We start from the raw sequence: 19,149 nt of genomic DNA, 5'->3' as shown, positions 1-19,149 counted from the left end.
AGTGCGCATAATAGGTAAAATACCGCCCCACAAGTAATACATTGATCACATTATCAAAGTAACAACCATTCAATAGATCATTGTTATTGTGATGCAATCGATATTTCAACAGTTTTAGTAAATACTAGAGGACTGATGGTTTCCCTTTCATCATTCGTGCCCCCTCTCTCTTAATACATTCTACTAGAGGGTTTTCGACCATATCAGCTCGCCATACAAATGAGAGCGTTCGTTCCATCGTAAGCTCAGGAACATTAAGAGCCACTAGCTGACCACTTTCGATAGAGCGTTCAACATCAAGATACGGTAAACAGGTAAGATACTGGCCATTTTCAACCATACTACGCAAGACAGGAACGTGTTCATACTCACGCCAAACATCTAAGTCTTCAATAAGATGGTGAATAGAACTATCAAATATCATTCTTGTGCCACTACCATGCTCTCTTAAGACCCAACGTGCTTGTTCAAGCTGCGCAAGGCTTACGGTTTCGTGGCGTGCAAATGGGTGATGGGCAGCGGCAACTACCGTCAAATGATCTCGACACCATACCTCTTGGTTCAATCGATTGTCGTCACAGCGACCTTCGATAATCCCAATATCATATTTATAGTCAAGTACACCCTGTAAAACGCTGTCAGTACTTTTCACTTTGAGTGAAATACGCATCTCTGGAAATGAGTTATCAATAATACTGATAAGGTCTGGTACTAAGTGTTCCGCTGGGGTTTGGCTTGCGCCTAGCTTTAAATGCCCACTTAATAAGTGTTGCTCATAAAACCCCATTTCGATTTGCTGAGCGTCCTGGAGCAAGCGTTTTGCTTTTGGCCGTAACCACATTCCCCAATGCGTTAGCGCCATTTGCTTACCTTGCCTTTCAAACAAAGGCCGGCCAAGCATCTTTTCAAGTTGAGCGAGCGACATACTGGTCGCCGATTGCGTTAACGCAAGCTTATCGGCGGCCATACTTACACTTCCCGTATCAGCAACAGCATCAAAAACTGCGAGCTGTTTTAATGAATATCGCATAGCGCTCCTATCCTTGTATCCTTTATTGAGTTGTTCTCTGTAACACTCTGATCTCTCGCAAATTGTACTTTCCAATAAGCAAGTCGTTTCATTTTACCTATCAAAATTTCCATATCAATATTTTTGATGTGGTTTTTAAAAATTATCAATTTTACCTGTAGTAGTCAGTTTCCTATTCTGATTTGGCAGCGAACATGACGTCGCTGAATTTGTAAGGAGGTTTATATGAAATTTGCATTTGGGAGTGGGTATGGCGTCAGCACAAACGAATAATCAATACTTTTCGCCCATCGAGATGATGGCTGAAGCTGAAAAATTTGCTCTCAGTAAAGCAAAGAAAAGCAGCGGAATGACGTTAAGTCTTGCCATTATGGCAGGCGCATTCATCGGTCTCGCGTTTTTGTTCTACATTACGGTGACAACGGGTAGTGCCGAAGCTGGATGGGGATTAAGTCGCTTAGCGGGCGGGCTCGCTTTTAGCATGGGACTTATTCTTATTGTGATTTGCGGTGGAGAGTTATTTACCAGTTCCGTCCTATCAAGCATTTCATGGGCGAACAAACAAATTAGCTTTAGCAAGATGCTTTCTATTTGGGGCAAAGTTTACCTTGGTAACTTTATTGGAGCCATGTTGCTACTCGTTATCGTTTCTGCTGCTGGCCTGTATCAAATGGATCACGGTCAGTGGGGTCTCAATGCTTTAAACATCGCGCAACATAAATTGCACCATACTCCTGTTCAAGCTTTTGCTCTGGGTGTTCTGTGTAACTTACTGGTTTGTTTGGCTATATGGCTCACTTTCAGCAGTGCCAATGCGATGACAAAAGCAGCAATGACCATAATGCCAGTTGCCATGTTTGTTTCTAGTGGCTTTGAACACTGCGTCGCAAACATGTTTATGGTGCCACTGGGTATCGTTATTCACAACTTCGCACCTGAAAGTTTCTGGCAGCAAATCGGAGTCGCATCCACTCAATATGCTGACCTCAACATTCAACAATTTGTCTTCGCCAACCTTATTCCTGTCACGTTAGGCAACATCGTCGGCGGCTCTGTACTCGTCGGATTGGCTAACTGGGGAATCTATCGTCGCCCACAGTTAAAAGCGGCAAATGTACACGCAATCACTACAACAACTCAGATTAATTCGGCTAAGGAAATCACTATGAACAGCAACATTACTGCATCAGCAATTATGAACCAGCAACCTCTAGTACTACGTGCAGAAATGCTAACGTCAGTGGCGATCGATACTCTACTAGACAACCATCAAGTCAGTGCACCGGTTTGTGACGTTGAAGGCCGACTAGTTGGATTCTTCTCAGCTCATGACGTCATGGTAGATCTTTGGTGCCAAGATTACATTCCAGCTCAAGACCAGAAAGTCGTCGACATTATGTCACGAGACGTTGTTGCTATTGATGCTAATGACAAGTTGGTCGACATTGCTGAGTTCTTATGCATTGATAAAGAACAGCTTTACCCAACGACTAGCATGGGGATTGCCACTCAGTTCACGACACTTTCTTTAGAAGAGCGTGCTAAAGCAATGAAAGTAAGTAAACCGCATGTGCTGCCAGTATTGGATAACGGCGCATTAGTTGGTGTGATTTCACGTGAACATGTATTAGGTGCTCTTCGCCCTATCTATGGGGAACGCGTGAGCGTTGTAGAACAGCGCGAACTTGAATCAGCGTAAAGATAAAACTTAGCAACGATCAACGATACGGCTAGAATTTTGGTTAGGAAATAAGTCGCTTGACCAAAAAAGCCCCCAACGTAAGTTGGGGGCTATTTTGTCGTTAAGCAGTAAATGGATTACTTCTTGATACCTTCTACGTGTAGTTCCATATCAACGTAGCTTGATGCACCCATCACTGGGATATTGAAGTCTGCAAGTTCTAGGCGAGTTGAGCCTAAGAAGCCAGCACGTTCACCACCCCAAGGGTCTTGACCTGCACCGATGAAGGTCGCATCAATAGTAATTGGTTTAGTTACACCGTGTAGGTTTAGGTCGCCATTAACTTCAAGCTTACCATTGCCTTTGTCGACAACACTTGTACTAGTGAATGTCGCAGTAGAGTATTTCGACGCATCAATAAAATCTGAGCTACGAATGTGCTTATCACGTTCTGCATGGTTTGAATCTAGACTCGTCGTATCTACATTCACTGTCACTTTTGATGCAGCAACGTTAGCTGGGTCGTAAGAAAACTCGCCATCAAAAGTGTTAAAACGACCTTGAATAAAGCTATAGCCTAGGTGACTAACTTTAAAGTTAACCGAAGCATGAGCACCTTTTGTATCGATCATGTAATCCGCCGCGCTTGCACCAAATGGTAATGCCATTACCATTGCTAATCCGGTAGCAAATAACGTTTTTTTCATTTTGAAGCTCCTATCATTTTGCGTAGCGTGTTGTCTTTATTAATAAAGTGGTGTTTCAAAGCCGCAATAGCATGCACTGCAGCAATAATAATCAGTGCCCAAGCGGCGTAAAAGTGAACTTGTCCAGCAATGTCGGCTTGGTTTTCAAACAAGGCTCCTAAGCTTGGCACTGTAAACCAAGTGAATACATCGATGCCACGTCCATCTTCAGTAGAGATTAAGTACCCTGAGGCAAAGAGTGCCAAAAGTATCGCGTACATTCCTAAGTGAGCCAGCTTGGCACCAATGATCTCATAGGCAGCTCCTTCAGTTTTTGGTGACACTGTCACTAGCTTCCAAAGAAGTCTAAATAGGGTCAAGCCTGCCAATAACAAACCGATTGATTTATGCCAATGTGGGGCGGTTCGATACCATTCACTGTAGTAAGACAAATCAACCATCCATAGACCTACAGCAAACAAACCTATTATCACTAATGCAGAGAGCCAATGAACGCCTCTTGCAACAAGGTTGTAGTTTTTTACTTCCGATTTCATCTGACAGTCCTAAAAGTTAATGACTCTTGTTTTAATTCAGAGTACATATCTCATCTTTCTTGCAACAGATTATTTACCATTCTTTACATAAGCGAAATGTCTTTAGCTTGATTAAGTCGTTCGAAATTTTTGAAGGAACTTTTAAAACTCACTTTCTTGTTCTATTTCGTAGATTTCATCTGCGATATCAATAATTTTCCTTTCAATTATCGATTTCGCGTCAGACAGTCCTTTGTTGTAAAACGCAGCGCCAAATTTGCTAACAATGAAGTCAAAAAGAAAGTCTGCATCAAACTGCCCAATTTCAATATCAAGCTCTTCTTCTATATAGCTTTGAAGTTCTCTCGACATCGCCTGCTTTTGTTGTGATGTAAATTCAATCTTAGACATAAACCCTTCAAGTACCATATTATTTTACCGATTAACTGTAACGAAAGTTAACTAGCGCGTGTTAGGCTAGTATCGCATATTGCTCATTATGGAGAGATGGATCTTGTTATTGGATGTGCTGGTTCAAAGTGTTAATGAATTTCAGGCCGATTGTATGGCGTTGTGCGAAAAACACTATCCGACCATTCACAACAAAGGGATGAGTGAGCATCACTTGGGTCTCGCATTTGCTCGACGATTATCACGCACGCTCACAGAGTTTGGGCATGATTACGAGTATAAGCCTTTAGACAGTAATCCAAGCGCCGATTTCCCACACCACTATCGAGTTAGCTCTGAAATTGGAACGGTATGGGTACTCACCTCTCACCTAGTCAGTGCCGGGCCATCATGTAGAAAAAAACTGTTTAGAACGATCGCTCAGTGGCAAGAAGAATACGGATATGCTGTTCAGCCTAACGATCTTTTGCTTCTATTGACCGACCATTGGATTACTCGCAATAAACAAAGCCGTGAGTTACTTCATTGGTGGACCGGACAACTACCCGATGAGATTGACGAATACCGTATTCAGGGCATTACGCTTTATGAAAGCGAATCGCTACTCGCTCAGTCTCTGGAGCAACATTTCAACATCAGCCCCTACTTTGTGAAATTTACTCACCCGTTAAAAAGAGCGACCGATAAACAGCTTGTTAGAAAATACATCCAACTCTACTCGGTTATCCAACTAAGTTAATTAAACGCTTTGTCATAACACGTTCACTGTTTTCTATCATACTAATATAGGTATTGTGTCTGCCTAAGAGTATCGAGTGAAGACGTTAAAGCGCTATCAATATGAAAGATACGCAGTGCTGTGTAACCTTGCTTACCGACCAGTCCTTCGTCAAACCCAATATGGATTTTCATCCAAGGGACAGCGCGTAATCCGCAATCGCTTCGGTCAACCGATGATTCGTGTACTCTGGCATGAGGATAAAGAAGAGGCAATTATCGTTATAAAAGGCTCTCATAATCCTTATGATTGGCTATTAAATCTCGCACTATGGCAACGCAGTTGTCAGCAGTTTGACCTTCCATATTCCATCCACGCGGGATATCACTTTTTACTTCGCCAAGAGAGCCAAGCTAACCGAAATGACGACTCATTGGGGGCTAGCGTAATCGATAAGCTGTTTACGACGCTTGATGAATTGATTTCAGACGGTAAGCGAATCACTTTCACTGGTCATTCATCAGGTGGAGCGTTAGGCTGCGTACTCGCCGATAAGCTTGAAAGGCAAAAACCTAAAAGCGTTAAACGGGTTGTTACCTTTGGCCAACCTGCTATTGGCGGTTCTCAGTTTGGCCGTCACTACCTCCTTTGTCACAAGACATACCGTATTTGCTGCGACTTAGATATCGTCACTTTCTTACCCCCCATACCTGTCATCTATTCTCACGTTGGCAAAATGCTGTGGTTGTACAATGGCAAAATACACGAGAATACGCCGACATGGCGAAGGCTATCTCTATCAATAGTATCCTGGATCATGCGCCCCTTCTCGTACCACTTAATGTCTAAATATATTCGCAATAAAGATTTCTTTGATGAACGTTGATGAGAGCTTCGCCCAAAAATCGAACTGGACAATGAGTGCGATGTTTTTTTACGCCTCAAAATAATATAACTTGGATCAATAGCATTTGACGTTATTGATATTACACCTATTAAAACTTACTGGTAGTTTACAGCGTATAGTTCGATTTTGAGCCTAGTTCAAAACTTTAGCCATCTAGAAGTAAACAACCATTGACAGCAATGTGCCTATGTCAATATTATGTCAAAACTTTGCACTATCCCATGCGGAATAATTTATTTACACTCTAGAGGTCGGTAGTACGTATGATTCTCTCCACTAAGCAACAGTTTGTGGATTGCCTTTCTATAAATGAGGATTCTCAATACATTGGTACCTACAAGAGCCTGACGCTGAATAGCGTATACCAGCCTATTTTCGATGCCGACGACAACATTATCGGAGTTGAAGCCCTAGTCCGTATTGAAGACTCAGTTAAAGGTACTATTAGACCCGATCAGTTTTTTCATAACCAGCAAATCGATTTCGATGACAAGATTAATGTTGAGCGCCTGAGTAGAGTGATACATATCCGAAACTTTGCGCGATCCCAGTATCGCCACCTCAACTTGTTCCTAAACGTTTTGCCGTCTGCTGGTGAGTATTTCGCCTTAGAAAATATCGATTCAAGTTTACTTTCTCAACGTTTAAAAGCCTTAAATCTCGAGAACTCACAGCTAATTATGGAAGTCGTTGAGCTTGATGCTTCAAACGAAGATAACCTAAAGTTGGCAATGAAAAAGTTATCCGAGTGTGATTTCAATATTGCCGTCGATGACTTTGGCGTTAATGCGTCAAACCGCCAGCGTGTCGAGCGGTTAAAACCAGACATCGTTAAGCTAGATCGTTCTATGCTTATTTCGTACATGACAGGCGATCAATTCCCGTTATTGTCTGCTGTTAAGCTTGCCAAGAATCTTGGTGCGAAAGTCGTCGTTGAAGGCATTGAAACTCAGCAACACCTTGATGCTATGCGAAGCTTAGAAATCGATCTATATCAAGGATATTTTCTCGCTCTTCCAGAGCCACTACCCGCTGTATATGACGATGAGACTAACAATTTTAGTTCACTTGGTGACCCAAGCATCGTCTACCGCCAATCTTATCAATAAATCACCCACAAAAGCATTCCCCTTACCTATATATGATCTAGTTAATAGTTCCAAACGCTCACCCACCATAGATATTTACATCTTAAAAACGAATTAACTACACGATCTTGTACGACTATTAATACTATTATTGATTTTTTGTTCTAGATCATCAGATGCTTAACTATCGCTCGTGCCACAGCATAGAATTCTGTACATTCCTTTACATAGTTTGAAACAGTTTGTTTATATTTTTAATATCTTAAGGAGATTTCTATGCTGGAGCTCTTAATTGGCTTAGTCGTCACTGTTGCAGTGGGCTATTTCATTGTTAAAGGCTACAAACCCGCTGGCGTACTTTTGACCGCAGGTGTGTTACTACTCATCCTTACTGGCTTAATCGGACACACTGTGCTTCCTGCGAAGGTCGCTTCAACAGGTAACATGTTCACTGATGCGCTAGAGTACGTTAAATACATGCTTCAGTACCGCGGTGGCGGCCTAGGTATGCAAATCATGCTACTTTGTGGCTTTGCTTCTTACATGACACATATTGGCGCTAACAATGTTGTAGTAAAACAGTTTTCTAAGCCACTATCCTTCATCAAATCTCCTTACGTTTTGCTCGTAGCTGCCTACATCGTAGCTTGCTTGATGTCTCTTGCAGTAAGTTCAGCAACAGGTCTGGGCGTTCTTTTGATGGCAACGCTATTCCCTATGATGACGGCAATGGGTATTTCGCGCCCTGCTGCTGTTGCCGTCTGTGCTTCACCAGCTGCCATTATCCTTTCACCTACATCTGGTGATGTGGTTATCGCCGCTGAGAAATCAGGCCTAGCGCTAGACGTATTTGCTGTTCAAACCGTACTTCCTGTATCGATCTGCGCAATTATTGTTATGTCGGCAGCTGCTTTCTTTTGGAACAAATATCTTGATAAGAAAGACAACTCTCCGATGGAACGCGTAGACGTTTCAGAGATTGAAGTGAATGCGCCAGCGTTCTATGCGGTACTGCCGTTTCTACCAATCATCGGTGTTTTCTTGTTTAACGGTCGCACCATCCCTGGTCTATCTTTAGACATCTACACCATCGTTGTTCTTTCAATCTTTATTGGCGCCTTGGTTAACTTTGTAGTTAAGCGTTTTGACGGACAAAAAACCCTCGAAGATCTAGAATCTTGCTACCAAGGTATGGCGGATGCTTTCAAAGGCGTTGTAATGCTCTTGGTTGCGGCAGGCGTATTTGCGCAGGGTTTGATGTCTATTGGTGCTATCGATAACCTACTTCACCTTGCTGAGACAGCAGGCGCAGGCGGTATTGCACTAATGCTTATCCTTACAGGCTTAACTGTTGCAGCAGCTATCGCGACAGGTTCAGGTAATGCACCTTTCTATGCATTCGTTGAGCTAGCGCCTTCTCTTGCGGCTAAAATGGGTCTGAATCCAGCATTCTTGATTATCCCAATGCTGCAAGCGTCTAACCTAGGCCGTACAATTTCACCAGTATCAGGTGTTATTGTTGCGACGTCCGGTATGGCGAAAATCAGCCCATTTGAAGTAGTAAAACGTACCTCTGTTCCAGTGCTTTGCGGTTTAGCAACCGTTATTATTGGCACGCTAGTACTAGTACCAATGTCAGCATAAATTCCGAAATCTATATACGACAAGGGCGCTCATCTGAGCGCCCTTTTTTGTAATGTGTATGATGCTATTTAATTTCACCGTATCGCTCAAGGTAGAGCACGGTTGCCGCTGTACGTGAAGGAACCTGTAGCTTTTTGAGTAGACTCTTCATATGTACCTTAACGGTAGATTCAGAGATAAACAGTGTGTCAGCAATTTGCTTGTTTCTAAGCCCTTTCGCGACTTCTTTGAGGATCTGCATCTCACGGTCAGTGAGTTCGTCAAACACGGTTGTACTGTTTTCTCGGTCTGCTAAGTATTTGGCCACTTCTTTGCTGTAAGATTTGTTACCTTGTAACGAAGATTTTAATAACTCAATTAGCTCATCCGGCTCAGTATCTTTCAATAAATAACCGTCTGCACCCGCCTGAACAATCGCTTCGATATCCGCTGGGCTATCTGAGACGGTCAAAATAACAATCGTCGCATCACAGTCATCGGCACGCAGTGCGTTTAAAGTATCTAAACCTGACATCCCTTTCATGTTTAAATCGAGTAAGATCAAGTCTGGCTTGTGCTCATGATTTTGAGCCACTGCCTCGGCCCCATTACTGGCTTCAGCGACTACGTTAAATTCATCCTCAAAACTCAATAATTGGTTGATACCGCGGCGCATCAATGGATGGTCGTCGACCAATAAAACTCTAAACTCTGTCAATGTTTGAATCCTTTATCTTTGGATACTCTAAATATACTTCACACCCTTGTTGAGGGTTAGTGGAGATACTCAACTCACCATTCAGCCGAGAGGCGCGCTCTTGCATGATGCTTAAACCGTAATGATTGGCTTTTTCTGTGGTTGAGTCAAAGCCAACGCCGTCATCACGAACCGCGACTTTGATATGGGTATCACTTTCGTTGCACTCTATTGTTATTGTCTTGGCATCTGCATGCTTGATCGCATTGGTTGTTGCCTCACGGATCAATTGCAGCAAATGTACTTGCTGATTCGTATCGAGCTCGATTGAAGAAAGCTCATTTGTTAATTTAATTTCAGCGTCTGTTTGATCAGATAGCTGTTCTGTCATTGTATGTAGCGCCGAGCCAAAACTGCCTTCTTTTATAGACAGTCTAAATGTTGTCAGTAGCTCTCTTAGCTGTGTGTATGCAGCAGACAAACCTGTATCAAGCTCGGCAAGAACAGGTGTCGTTTTGGCTAGCTCTGGCGTTTCAGGAAGCTTTTTCATACCTCGTTTTAAGATAGAAACTTGTATTTTCAAATACGAAAGAGCCTGAGCGAGAGAATCATGCAGCTCACGAGCGATTGTGGCACGTTCTTCCATCACTAATAATTGCTCAGCTTGCCTTTGCGCCTGATTGTAATATACCGCACGGGATAATATCTGTACAAAGTTGTCAATCAATGCTTGATCTGGGCACGGTAATGAGACTTTCCAATACAAAGTACCGAGCTCTATGCCATCCAAAGAAAGAGTCTGACTCTGACATTGCTTGGTGCATTTCTTACATCCATTACCTTCAGTCAATAAGATCGGCCTTTCACCGGGCTCATTGATTTCCAAGCGTACTGATTTGATCCCTTCTAGGCTAACAATATGCTTAAGAATTGCTGAGAAATTATCTTGTGTGATTCGTGAAACCGTAAGTTCTTGGGAAGATTGATAAAGAACGCGCAACGAATCATTAGCGTGTTGTAGCTTTTGGGTTTTCTCGTTAACGGCCTGCTCTAGGCCTCGATAAAGACTTCCGAGATCTCTTGCCATTTTGTTAAAGGCTTTGGACAAGATACCCATTTCATTTTCACTGTCTATATTCAACTCGATATTGAAAGATCGCGATTGAATCTGTTCGCTTGCAATGACCAGCGAGTTTAGCGGCTTAACGATATGCTTACGCGTGTAGTGGACAATGAAGATACTGATCAACAGCACTCCGCCCAGTCCTAAACCGCCGACCCAAGCTAAAGAAATAAGTTTCTTCTCGGAATAGTCTTGGAGCTTAAAAACAAAGGAATCGATCTGATTTACAAAGCCAGCTACTAGGACCAAGTATCGGTCTCTTTCATTGCCTTTCAGTACATGCTTTAGCTCGTGCCAACGTACGATCAACCGATAATAGTCGTGGGTAATGTCTTCGGGTACCGCCCAGTTTTGAAGAGCTTTCATCGAATCGGAGTAAATCGAGCGTTCAAACTGAATAATATGTGTCGAATAGTCGACCGATTCCGACTGGATATCATGCGCAAGTCGGTAACTTTGCATCCGCATTGAACCCGCTACGTTCACTGCTTCCGCATCGTTCAAACTTGAAGCTAGAGTAAAAATTGCGAACCCAGTCGTAGTTACAGACAAAAGCAAAATTAGCACCATTGCTTTAGCAACCGTGGTGGTTACAGAGCTTTTCACATTTTTTAACACTCGAACATTCAAACCTTAAATAGAAAACCTGCGATTAAATACTAAGCTTATTAGTAATTGTCGCGACAATATGTGATCACTTACGCGTAAGTTTGTTGATCTAAAACAATTTTAGTCGGCATTACCCCCAAGGGGGTATTTATACAAATATGTCAAAACCTACAATCCATGTAAGGATAAATTACAACTTATGAACAGTTATTTAGCCATAAAAACAACATCTAACAAACTTGGGTAAGATAGTGGTAGACCTTACTAAAAGACGGCTATTTTCAAAACGTCTCGTTGACGATAACACTATTCGTCTACCTTGGCTTGTGAACAGTGCCGAATTTACTGACTTGTGCACACGTTGTGGTAAGTGCAGTGAAGTCTGTGAAACGAACATCATTATTAAAGGTGACGGTGGTTATCCTCAAATCGATTTTTCTCGTGGCGAGTGCACATTTTGTTATCAGTGCGCGGATGTATGCCCAGAACCATTATTTGCTGATGAACAATCTTTACCTTGGAATGCTAAAGCCTTAATCAATGAGGCATGTTTAGCGAAGCAAAATGTCGAATGCCGAAGCTGTGGCGATATGTGTGACACCATGGCAATTAAGTTCAAACTAGAAATAGGCAAAGTCGCACAACCCAATTTAGAACTTGATGAATGTACAGGATGTGGTGCTTGCGTAGCAGTTTGCCCTACTTCATCCATCAATGTGAGCAATTTAGTTTAATACGGAAGAAGTTTATGTCACTGAACGAAGTGCATATTTCGAGCTTAGTCGTGCATTGTTCGCCAGAACATCTCGGTGAAGTGAAATCTCAAATTGAGCAGTATGACAATGCTGAGATCTACGGAGACAGCCCTGAGGGCAAAATCGTAGTGGTATTGGAAACTGAGAACCAAGGTTTTATAACCGACACGATCGAAACCATTAATAATCTCCCAAATGTGTTGAGTACGGCTTTGGTTTACCACCAAATCGAAACCGATCTCGACGACGAATCACAAAATAACAACACTGGAACTCAATATTCCCAAACCGAGGGTGAAGTATGAAGATGACAAGACGAGCGTTTGTTAAGGCAAACGCAGCAGCATCAGCGGCAGCAGTTGCGGGCATCACCTTGCCAGCATCTGCTACGAATCTGATCGCTAGCTCAGACCAAACTAAAATCACATGGGACAAAGCACCTTGTCGTTTCTGTGGTACTGGCTGTTCAGTTCTTGTAGGTACGCAAAACGGCAAAGTTGTTGCGACACAAGGTGACCCTGAAGCACCTGTAAACAAAGGACTAAACTGTATCAAGGGCTACTTCCTGTCTAAAATCATGTACGGTCAAGACCGCTTGACTCAGCCACTACTTCGTATGAAAGATGGCAAGTACGATAAAGACGGTGACTTCACTCCAGTTTCTTGGGATGTTGCTTTTGACACTATGGCAGATAAGTGGAAAGAAGCACTTAAGAAGCAAGGTCCTTCTGGTGTTGGTATGTTTGGTTCAGGCCAATGGACGGTAATGGAAGGTTATGCTGCTGCTAAAATGATGAAAGCGGGCTTCCGTTCAAACAACATCGACCCTAACGCACGTCACTGTATGGCATCTGCGGTAGGTGCTTTCATGCGTACATTTGGTATCGATGAACCTATGGGTTGTTATGATGACTTCGAAAATGCGGATTCGTTCGTACTTTGGGGTTCTAACATGGCAGAAATGCACCCGGTACTTTGGACTCGTATTACCGACCGCCGTTTAAGCCACCCTCACGTTAAGGTAAATGTACTTTCTACGTACTACCACCGCTCTTTTGAATTGGCAGACGAAGGCTACATCTTTGAACCACAAACTGACCTCGTGATTGCTAACTATATTGCAAATTACATTATCGAAAATGATGCGGTTAACTGGGACTTCGTTAACAAGCACACTAACTTCAAACAAACAGCAACCGACATCGGTTATGGCCTACGTGACGATGACCCACTACAAAAAGCAGCGGCGAACCCGAACTCAGGTAAGATGTCTTCTATCTCGTTTGAGGAGTACAAGAAATCAGTTGCTCCTTACACGCTAGAGAAGTCTGCAGAGATGTCTGGTGTTTCTCAAGAAAAGCTACTAAGTCTTGCGAAGCAGTACGCTGATCCAGATACCAAAGTAATGTCTCTTTGGACTATGGGCACTAACCAACACACCCGTGGGGTTTGGGTTAACAGCTTAATCTACAACCTGCACCTACTAACAGGTAAGATTTCAACTCCAGGTAACAGCCCATTCTCGTTAACTGGTCAGCCTTCGGCTTGTGGTACTGCTCGTGAAGTAGGTACGTTTGCACACCGCCTTCCTGCTGATATGGTGGTGGCTAACCCTAAACACCGTAAAGTAGCAGAGAAGATTTGGAACATCCCTGATGGTGTTATTCCACCTAAACCTGGCTACCACGCAGTTCTGCAAGACCGTATGTTAAAAGACGGCAAGCTTAATGCTTACTGGGTAATGTGTAACAACAACATGCAAGCGGGTCCAAATATCAATGGTGAACGTTTGCCGGGTTACCGTAACCCAGAAAACTTTATCGTTTGTTCTGACCCATACCCAACAGCGACAGCACAAGCTGCTGACTTAGTCCTTCCAACCGCAATGTGGATTGAAAAAGAAGGTGCTTATGGTAACGCTGAGCGTCGTACTCAAGCTTGGTATCAACAAGTAGGTACTGTCGGCGAGGCGAAGTCAGACTTATGGCAGGTAATGGAGTTCTCTAAACGCTTCAAGATGGAAGAAGTTTGGACTGAAGAACAACTTGCAAACGCGCCTCAGTACCGCGGTAAAACTATGTACGATATGCTGTTCGCGAATGGTGTTATCAATAAGTACCCAGTAGAAGAAGCTCGTGAACTCAACGATGACGCTCACCATTTCGGTTATTACGTACAGAAAGGCCTATTCGAAGAGTACGCAACCTTCGGTCGCGGTAAAGCGCACGACCTAGCACCATATGATGTTTACCACCAAGTACGCGGTCTACGTTGGCCTGTAGTCGATGGTAAAGAAACCCTATGGCGCTACAAAGAAGGTTCAGATCCGTATGCGAAAGCGGGTTCTGGTTGGGACTTCTACGGCAAGCCAGATGGCAAAGCGTGGATCATTTCAGCACCGTATGAAGCGCCACCTGAGGTTCCAGATTCTGAATATGATATGTGGCTATGTACTGGCCGTGTACTTGAACACTGGCATACAGGTACAATGACTCGCCGCGTACCAGAGCTATACAAAGCGGTACCAGATGCTGTGGTTTACATGCACCCTGCAGATGCGAAAGCTCGCGGCGTTCGTCGTGGAGAAGAAGTTCTCATAGAAAACAAACGTGGTGAAGTTCGTGTTCGAGTAGAAACTCGCGGCCGTAACCGTCCACCTGAAGGCTTGGTATTCGTACCATTCTTTGACGCACGTATTCTGATTAACAAGCTGATTCTTGATGCGACTGACCCTCTGTCTAAGCAGACAGACTTTAAGAAGTGTCCAGTTAAGATCACTAAGATCGCTTAATTATGAATGCTCTGGCTGCCCTATTTAGGGCGGTCAGAATCAAGAATTTAGCCATTAGGCGGAGAATGAATAATGAAGAAATTTCTAATTGCACTGTTATCGGTAGGTGCTCTAGTAAGTGGCGCTGCAGTAGCTGAACTTGAAAACCCAGGTGGTATTGGCGGTCTAGAATCACTACGTGGAGCAAGTGAACTTGAAGCAACACGCTCAGCTGATGACTTTAAAAAGTACCCTCGTGAGCAGGTTTTAGAGAGTAGTTTTGTTTACCAACCACCTCTAATTCCACACAATATTCGTAGCTACGAAGTGTCGTTAAACGCGAACAAATGTCTATCGTGTCACAGTTGGAAAAACGCGAAAGAGATGGGTGCGACGAAAATCAGTGTAACCCACTACGTTAACCGTGAAGACGCAGTTCTCGCTGATATGTCTCCTCGTCGTTACTTCTGTCTGCAGTGTCACGTTCCTCAAGCAAACGCGAAACCTTTAATCGAGAACGATTTCAAGAGTGTGGACGCACTTAAGTAATCACGTGAGTAAATAAGAGGTTATCTATGAAATTATTGAAAGCGTTTTGGAAGCGGTTAGCAAGCCCGAGTAAAGCAGCAGTAGGTGTGGTTTTATTCATGGGTTTCGCTGGCGGTCTTCTATTCTGGGGCGCGTTTAACACCGGTATGGAAGCGACCAACTCTGAAGAATTTTGTTCAGGATGTCACGCTCCTATCGTTGCGGAAATTCAAGAGACGGTGCACTACTCTAACCGTTCGGGCGTACGTGCTATTTGTTCAGACTGTCACGTACCGCATGAATGGACAGATAAAATCGTTCGTAAAGTTCAAGCATCTAAAGAGCTGTTTGCACACTTTGTTACTAAGACGATTGATACGCCAGAGAAATTCCAAGAACGTCGAGCTCACCTTGCAGAACGCGAGTGGGCGCGCTTGAAGAAAAATGACTCTCTAGAATGTCGAAACTGTCACCAGTTCGAATACATGGACTTCTCCGAGCAAGGCTCTAGAAGTGCTAAGCAGCACTCTACTGCGTTGGCTTCTGGTGAGAAAACCTGTGTTGACTGTCACAAAGGTATCGCCCATAAACTTCCTGATATGCATGGCATTGAAGGCTGGCAATAGGAGCACTGAATAATGAGTACTTTAGAATCTGTTATTTGGCATGTTCTTGGCTATAGCGCTATGCCTGTCATCATCTTGTCTGGCTTTGCCGTCGTTGCAGGCGTTTCGGTGTGGTTACTGTCGCTAGGAAAAGATAAAGAGGCTGAGTAGCCTGACAATTTAGGGGGAGTGACCTCCCCTTATAAGTTTCGGTTCAATTTTGCCTATTTTGTATCGAACATAAAAAAAGCCACCTTAGTTTCGCTAAGGTGGCTTTCTTCTTTTAGTTGAGATTACTCTGGGTAACCATTCGGGTTATTTGATTGCCAACGCCAAGTATCTTCTGTCATTTGCTCTAAACTGCGTACTGCTTGCCAGTTTAGGTCTTGTTTCGCTTTGGCAGGATCTGCCCAACATTCCGCAATGTCGCCCGGTCTGCGTTCAACCACTTTATAAGCAACGGTTTTGCCTGAAGCTTTTTCAAATGCTTTAACCATATCCAGAACACTAGATCCGTTGCCTGTTCCGAGGTTATAGATGTGCAGACCTGATTTATGCCCTACTTTGTTTAACGCGGCAATATGCCCATCCGATAGATCCATAACATGGATGTAATCACGTACGCCAGTGCCGTCAGGTGTCGGATAGTCATCTCCAAAGACAGATAAACACTCTCTACGTCCTACCGCTACTTGAGAAACAAATGGCATTAAGTTGTTTGGAATACCCTGAGGATCTTCACCCAACTCGCCAGATGGGTGCGAACCAACAGGATTAAAGTAGCGCAGTAAGGTGATGCTCCAATCTGGATTAGCCTTTTGGAAATCGGTCAAGCATTCTTCCACCATAAGCTTACTGCGACCATAAGGATTGGTTGCGCTTGTCGGGAAGTCTTCACGAATAGGGACTGAAGCAGGGTCGCCGTATACCGTTGCAGAAGACGAAAAGACCAATGTTTTGACATTTGCTTCACGCATTGCGCTAACAAGCACTAGGGTTCCGTTGACATTGTTGTCGTAATACTCAAGAGGCAACTCAACGGATTCACCTACTGCTTTTAAACCGGCGAAATGGATGACAGCACCTATACCATGATCTTGCAATACATCGACAAGGGGTTGCTTGTTGCGAATATCGCCTTCGATAAACTCAGGTCTAATTCCTGTGACTTTCTCGATTCGGTCTAATACCGATTGCTTACTATTGTAGAGATTGTCGAAAATAACAGGAGTCATTCCCGCTGCAATCATCTGAATACAAGTGTGGCTGCCTATGTAACCCATTCCACCAGTTACTAAAACTTTCATGTCGCTAACCTTTTAAAAACATGCTCTTATGCTAATTCAAAACAAGTCTCAACCATAGAGGCTAAGTGACTTTTGTTTCGTTTTTCTCAAGATGGATAACATATTGACCCTTTCCACTTGTTTTTGCATGATACATAGCGGTGTCTGCCGCTTTCAATAATTTATCGGTATCAACATCTTGGTACTCGGTGTATTGAACGCCGACGCTCGCGCCTACCTTTAATACTTCGCCTTTGTAATCAATTGGCTTCTCTAAGCACTCAATGATCATACATGCTATCGAGTCTATCGATTTGGGATTGATGCAATTTGTTACTACAACGAACTCATCACCAGAAAGTCGAGCCACGACATCATTATCATCATTCATCGAAACAAGTCGTTTAGCGACCTGCTTCAACACTTCATCACCAGCATCGTGGCCGTAAGTGTCATTTACTGATTTGAATCCATCGAGATCAATATAGAACAGCGCCAATCCACAGCAGCTTCGCCGCTCAGATCTAAGCATGGTTTCAAGTACTCGATAGAGCTCCGTTCTATTCGCCAAGCCAGTGAGAGAGTCATGATGTGCCAGGTAATCGAGCCTTTCCATTTCTTTATCGCTTGAAAGATCGCTCAGCAAATAAACATAATCATACTCATCTTGATTCTCACTGCTCGCAATTCGCGAGACTTTGACAAATAGGGGGACTTTTTTATGCCCTAGCTTATGACTCTCCCAAACTTCACCTTGCCATTGACCATGTTCATTGACCGATTGCTTAATCGTAGGCATCAGAGATTTAAACTGTTGCCAATCGAATATCTCATCCGGCCGTTTTCCTAATAGAGCCTGTTGAGAGTGACCGAGAAGCCTCGATACCGCAGGGTTTACCATAGTAATCGTATCGCATGGATTAGTGACGATGAGTCCGTCCTGGCTGTTCTCAAATACCCCCGCAGCGAGTCTCTGCCTCCGCTGTGCGGCTTCCACCTCCGTCACATCTTGAATGGCGAACAGCACTTGTCCTTCCTTGCTCAGTCGAGTGGCTGTAATACTTAGCAGTTGGTGATTACCAAACACATCTTTGACCCACAACTGCCGTTCAATTATCTCAGCATCCTTGGTCATGGCTTCCGCTATGATGAACTGACCACTGACCCCGAGTACCTCAACAAGTAATGTACCTTTCAAATACCCTGGCGTTCGTCGAAAGATAGCACAGGTTGCCGCATTAAAATGGACCACTTCACCGTTGGAATTCAGCACCACCAACGCGTGCTTAACGGTCTCTACCACTTCATTGGCGAATGCCTTTTCTTGTTCTAGTTTCGTCAGTGTATTTGTGACTTGCTTATCTCGCTCTTTCAGCCTTTCTAGCATGGTGTTGAACGCTTGTATCAACCCGCCTATCTCATCATCTGCCGCATGTTTAATGTTAAGTGTTTCGCGCTTATTCTCTATGTATGACCATATTCCAGAGCTCAGCCGATAAACAGGTTTGATAATGTACATCTCTACCATCAGGTAAAGTACAAGTGCTGACACAGCGAGTAACAATAGATAATTGATACTATTGGACATTGCATCCACATAAATAGCGTTAAGTGATTGTTTAGAGAGCGTAATACGCAAATGAGCAATCACATCTGAATCACTTTTAATGGGAACCAATAAGAAGATGTGCTCGTCACTTATGGCATAGCGACTGTGGCGGATCTCCTCACGCTGCTTTTCTGTTGGAACAGGTGCGATTGCACCCTGCTTTTCATACATCGCGAACAGTTGGCCATTGGTCATGTAGAGCTTCACACGGACGACGTCTTCATCGGCTGAAAATGCAACCAGTATTCTTTCAGCCGTCTTTTTATCACCAGCAAGAATGACGGTCTGAAGGCTGTGCGCGACACCCGTTGCTAAAACATCAGCTCGATTTAGCAGGTTGTCTTTTTGAGTGAGATAGGACTGAAGCAAGGAGTAACCTTGAGAAAAAACAAAAACAATCCCAGTAAAAACAACTATTGGTACAAATAGCTTACTCTTTAGAGATAAATGACTAAATGGTATCAATCTCACTCCTGTACTCACTGAC

19 protein-coding genes are annotated in these 19,149 nt (G+C 43.5%); 11 read left to right on the top strand and 8 right to left on the bottom strand.

Going from position 1 to position 19,149, the window contains the following annotated elements:
- Window positions 1-124: 124 nt before the first annotated feature.
- Window positions 125-1,030: a LysR substrate-binding domain-containing protein gene (locus tag AC5O63_RS00655; protein WP_004742669.1), complete on the bottom strand. Its 906-nt coding sequence runs from the start codon at window positions 1,028-1,030 to the stop codon at window positions 125-127.
- A 250-nt stretch (window positions 1,031-1,280) separates the two neighbouring features.
- On the opposite strand from AC5O63_RS00655, the gene focA reads away from it, so the two are divergent.
- A complete protein-coding gene (gene focA / locus AC5O63_RS00650; protein ID WP_494503519.1) occupies window positions 1,281-2,729 on the top strand; it encodes a formate transporter FocA in 1,449 nt (482 codons plus the stop codon).
- Between the two features lie 119 nt (window positions 2,730-2,848).
- On the opposite strand, the gene AC5O63_RS00645 is transcribed toward focA, so the two are convergent.
- The 3 genes from AC5O63_RS00645 to AC5O63_RS00635 form a co-directional block, all read right to left on the bottom strand.
- Window positions 2,849-3,418, bottom strand: coding sequence for a YceI family protein (locus AC5O63_RS00645; RefSeq protein WP_004748099.1), 570 nt, complete (start codon window positions 3,416-3,418; stop codon window positions 2,849-2,851).
- Entirely contained in the window at window positions 3,415-3,954 is a 540-nt protein-coding gene (locus tag AC5O63_RS00640) for a cytochrome b (RefSeq protein ID WP_494503518.1), read from the bottom strand. Before AC5O63_RS00640 ends, AC5O63_RS00645 begins: the two co-directional genes overlap by 4 nt.
- 141 nt (window positions 3,955-4,095) lie before the next feature.
- The gene (locus AC5O63_RS00635; RefSeq protein WP_494503517.1) at window positions 4,096-4,344 is read right to left on the bottom strand and encodes a DUF2164 domain-containing protein; all 249 of its coding nucleotides are present in this window, start codon (window positions 4,342-4,344) and stop codon (window positions 4,096-4,098) included.
- Between the two features lie 103 nt (window positions 4,345-4,447).
- On the opposite strand from AC5O63_RS00635, the gene AC5O63_RS00630 reads away from it, so the two are divergent.
- The 4 genes from AC5O63_RS00630 to dcuC all read left to right on the top strand — a co-directional run bounded on the left by AC5O63_RS00630 (window position 4,448) and on the right by dcuC (window position 8,701).
- Window positions 4,448-5,083 carry a hypothetical protein gene (locus AC5O63_RS00630; protein ID WP_171323621.1) on the top strand — a complete coding sequence of 212 codons (636 nt, stop codon included), beginning with the start codon at window positions 4,448-4,450 and terminating at the stop codon, window positions 5,081-5,083.
- Window positions 5,084-5,159: 76 nt separating this feature from the next.
- The gene (locus AC5O63_RS00625) at window positions 5,160-5,948 is read left to right on the top strand and encodes a lipase family protein (RefSeq protein ID WP_494503516.1); all 789 of its coding nucleotides are present in this window, start codon (window positions 5,160-5,162) and stop codon (window positions 5,946-5,948) included.
- 284 nt (window positions 5,949-6,232) lie between these two features.
- Window positions 6,233-7,078 (top strand): EAL domain-containing protein, encoded by an 846-nt coding sequence (locus AC5O63_RS00620; protein ID WP_494503515.1) that lies wholly within the window; start codon window positions 6,233-6,235, stop codon window positions 7,076-7,078.
- Window positions 7,079-7,333: 255 nt separating this feature from the next.
- Window positions 7,334-8,701, top strand: coding sequence for an anaerobic C4-dicarboxylate transporter DcuC (gene dcuC / locus AC5O63_RS00615; RefSeq protein ID WP_004748089.1), 1,368 nt, complete (start codon window positions 7,334-7,336; stop codon window positions 8,699-8,701).
- A gap of 64 nt (window positions 8,702-8,765) precedes the next feature.
- Here dcuC and AC5O63_RS00610 read toward each other — a convergent pair whose 3' ends face one another.
- Together AC5O63_RS00610 and narQ are read right to left on the bottom strand one after the other, a co-directional pair.
- On the bottom strand, window positions 8,766-9,398 hold the full coding sequence (locus AC5O63_RS00610) for a response regulator (RefSeq protein WP_239854625.1): 633 nt from the start codon (window positions 9,396-9,398) through the stop codon (window positions 8,766-8,768).
- A complete protein-coding gene (gene narQ, locus AC5O63_RS00605; protein ID WP_494503514.1) occupies window positions 9,385-11,118 on the bottom strand; it encodes a nitrate/nitrite two-component system sensor histidine kinase NarQ in 1,734 nt (577 codons plus the stop codon). The genes AC5O63_RS00610 and narQ overlap by 14 nt, the downstream gene beginning before the upstream one ends.
- 242 nt (window positions 11,119-11,360) lie before the next feature.
- Between narQ and napF the strand changes: the two genes are divergently transcribed.
- The 6 genes from napF (at window position 11,361) to AC5O63_RS00575 (ending at window position 15,938) form a co-directional block, all read left to right on the top strand.
- Window positions 11,361-11,843, top strand: a complete 483-nt coding sequence (gene napF, locus AC5O63_RS00600; protein WP_171323483.1) for a ferredoxin-type protein NapF — start codon at window positions 11,361-11,363, stop codon at window positions 11,841-11,843.
- Window positions 11,844-11,857: 14 nt separating this feature from the next.
- Window positions 11,858-12,169 carry a chaperone NapD gene (locus AC5O63_RS00595; RefSeq protein WP_239854627.1) on the top strand — a complete coding sequence of 104 codons (312 nt, stop codon included), beginning with the start codon at window positions 11,858-11,860 and terminating at the stop codon, window positions 12,167-12,169.
- Window positions 12,166-14,655 carry a periplasmic nitrate reductase subunit alpha gene (gene napA / locus AC5O63_RS00590; RefSeq protein WP_004748080.1) on the top strand — a complete coding sequence of 830 codons (2,490 nt, stop codon included), beginning with the start codon at window positions 12,166-12,168 and terminating at the stop codon, window positions 14,653-14,655. The genes AC5O63_RS00595 and napA overlap by 4 nt, the downstream gene beginning before the upstream one ends.
- A gap of 72 nt (window positions 14,656-14,727) precedes the next feature.
- Window positions 14,728-15,183, top strand: a complete 456-nt coding sequence (locus AC5O63_RS00585) for a nitrate reductase cytochrome c-type subunit (RefSeq protein WP_004748078.1) — start codon at window positions 14,728-14,730, stop codon at window positions 15,181-15,183.
- A gap of 26 nt (window positions 15,184-15,209) precedes the next feature.
- A complete protein-coding gene (locus AC5O63_RS00580) occupies window positions 15,210-15,788 on the top strand; it encodes a NapC/NirT family cytochrome c (RefSeq protein WP_004748077.1) in 579 nt (192 codons plus the stop codon).
- A 12-nt stretch (window positions 15,789-15,800) separates the two neighbouring features.
- On the top strand, window positions 15,801-15,938 hold the full coding sequence (locus tag AC5O63_RS00575) for a TIGR02808 family protein (RefSeq protein ID WP_004748074.1): 138 nt from the start codon (window positions 15,801-15,803) through the stop codon (window positions 15,936-15,938).
- 122 nt (window positions 15,939-16,060) lie between these two features.
- Here AC5O63_RS00575 and galE read toward each other — a convergent pair whose 3' ends face one another.
- Together galE and AC5O63_RS00565 are read right to left on the bottom strand one after the other, a co-directional pair.
- A complete protein-coding gene (gene galE / locus AC5O63_RS00570; RefSeq protein WP_171323468.1) occupies window positions 16,061-17,074 on the bottom strand; it encodes a UDP-glucose 4-epimerase GalE in 1,014 nt (337 codons plus the stop codon).
- Between the two features lie 61 nt (window positions 17,075-17,135).
- Entirely contained in the window at window positions 17,136-19,031 is a 1,896-nt protein-coding gene (locus AC5O63_RS00565; RefSeq protein ID WP_494503513.1) for a diguanylate cyclase domain-containing protein, read from the bottom strand.
- Window positions 19,032-19,149 lie beyond the last annotated feature (118 nt).

This window comes from Vibrio sp. SCP2, from assembly GCF_059295395.1.
Note: the sequence above shows the minus strand (reverse complement) of the source record. Positions and strands in the feature narration are given on the sequence as shown.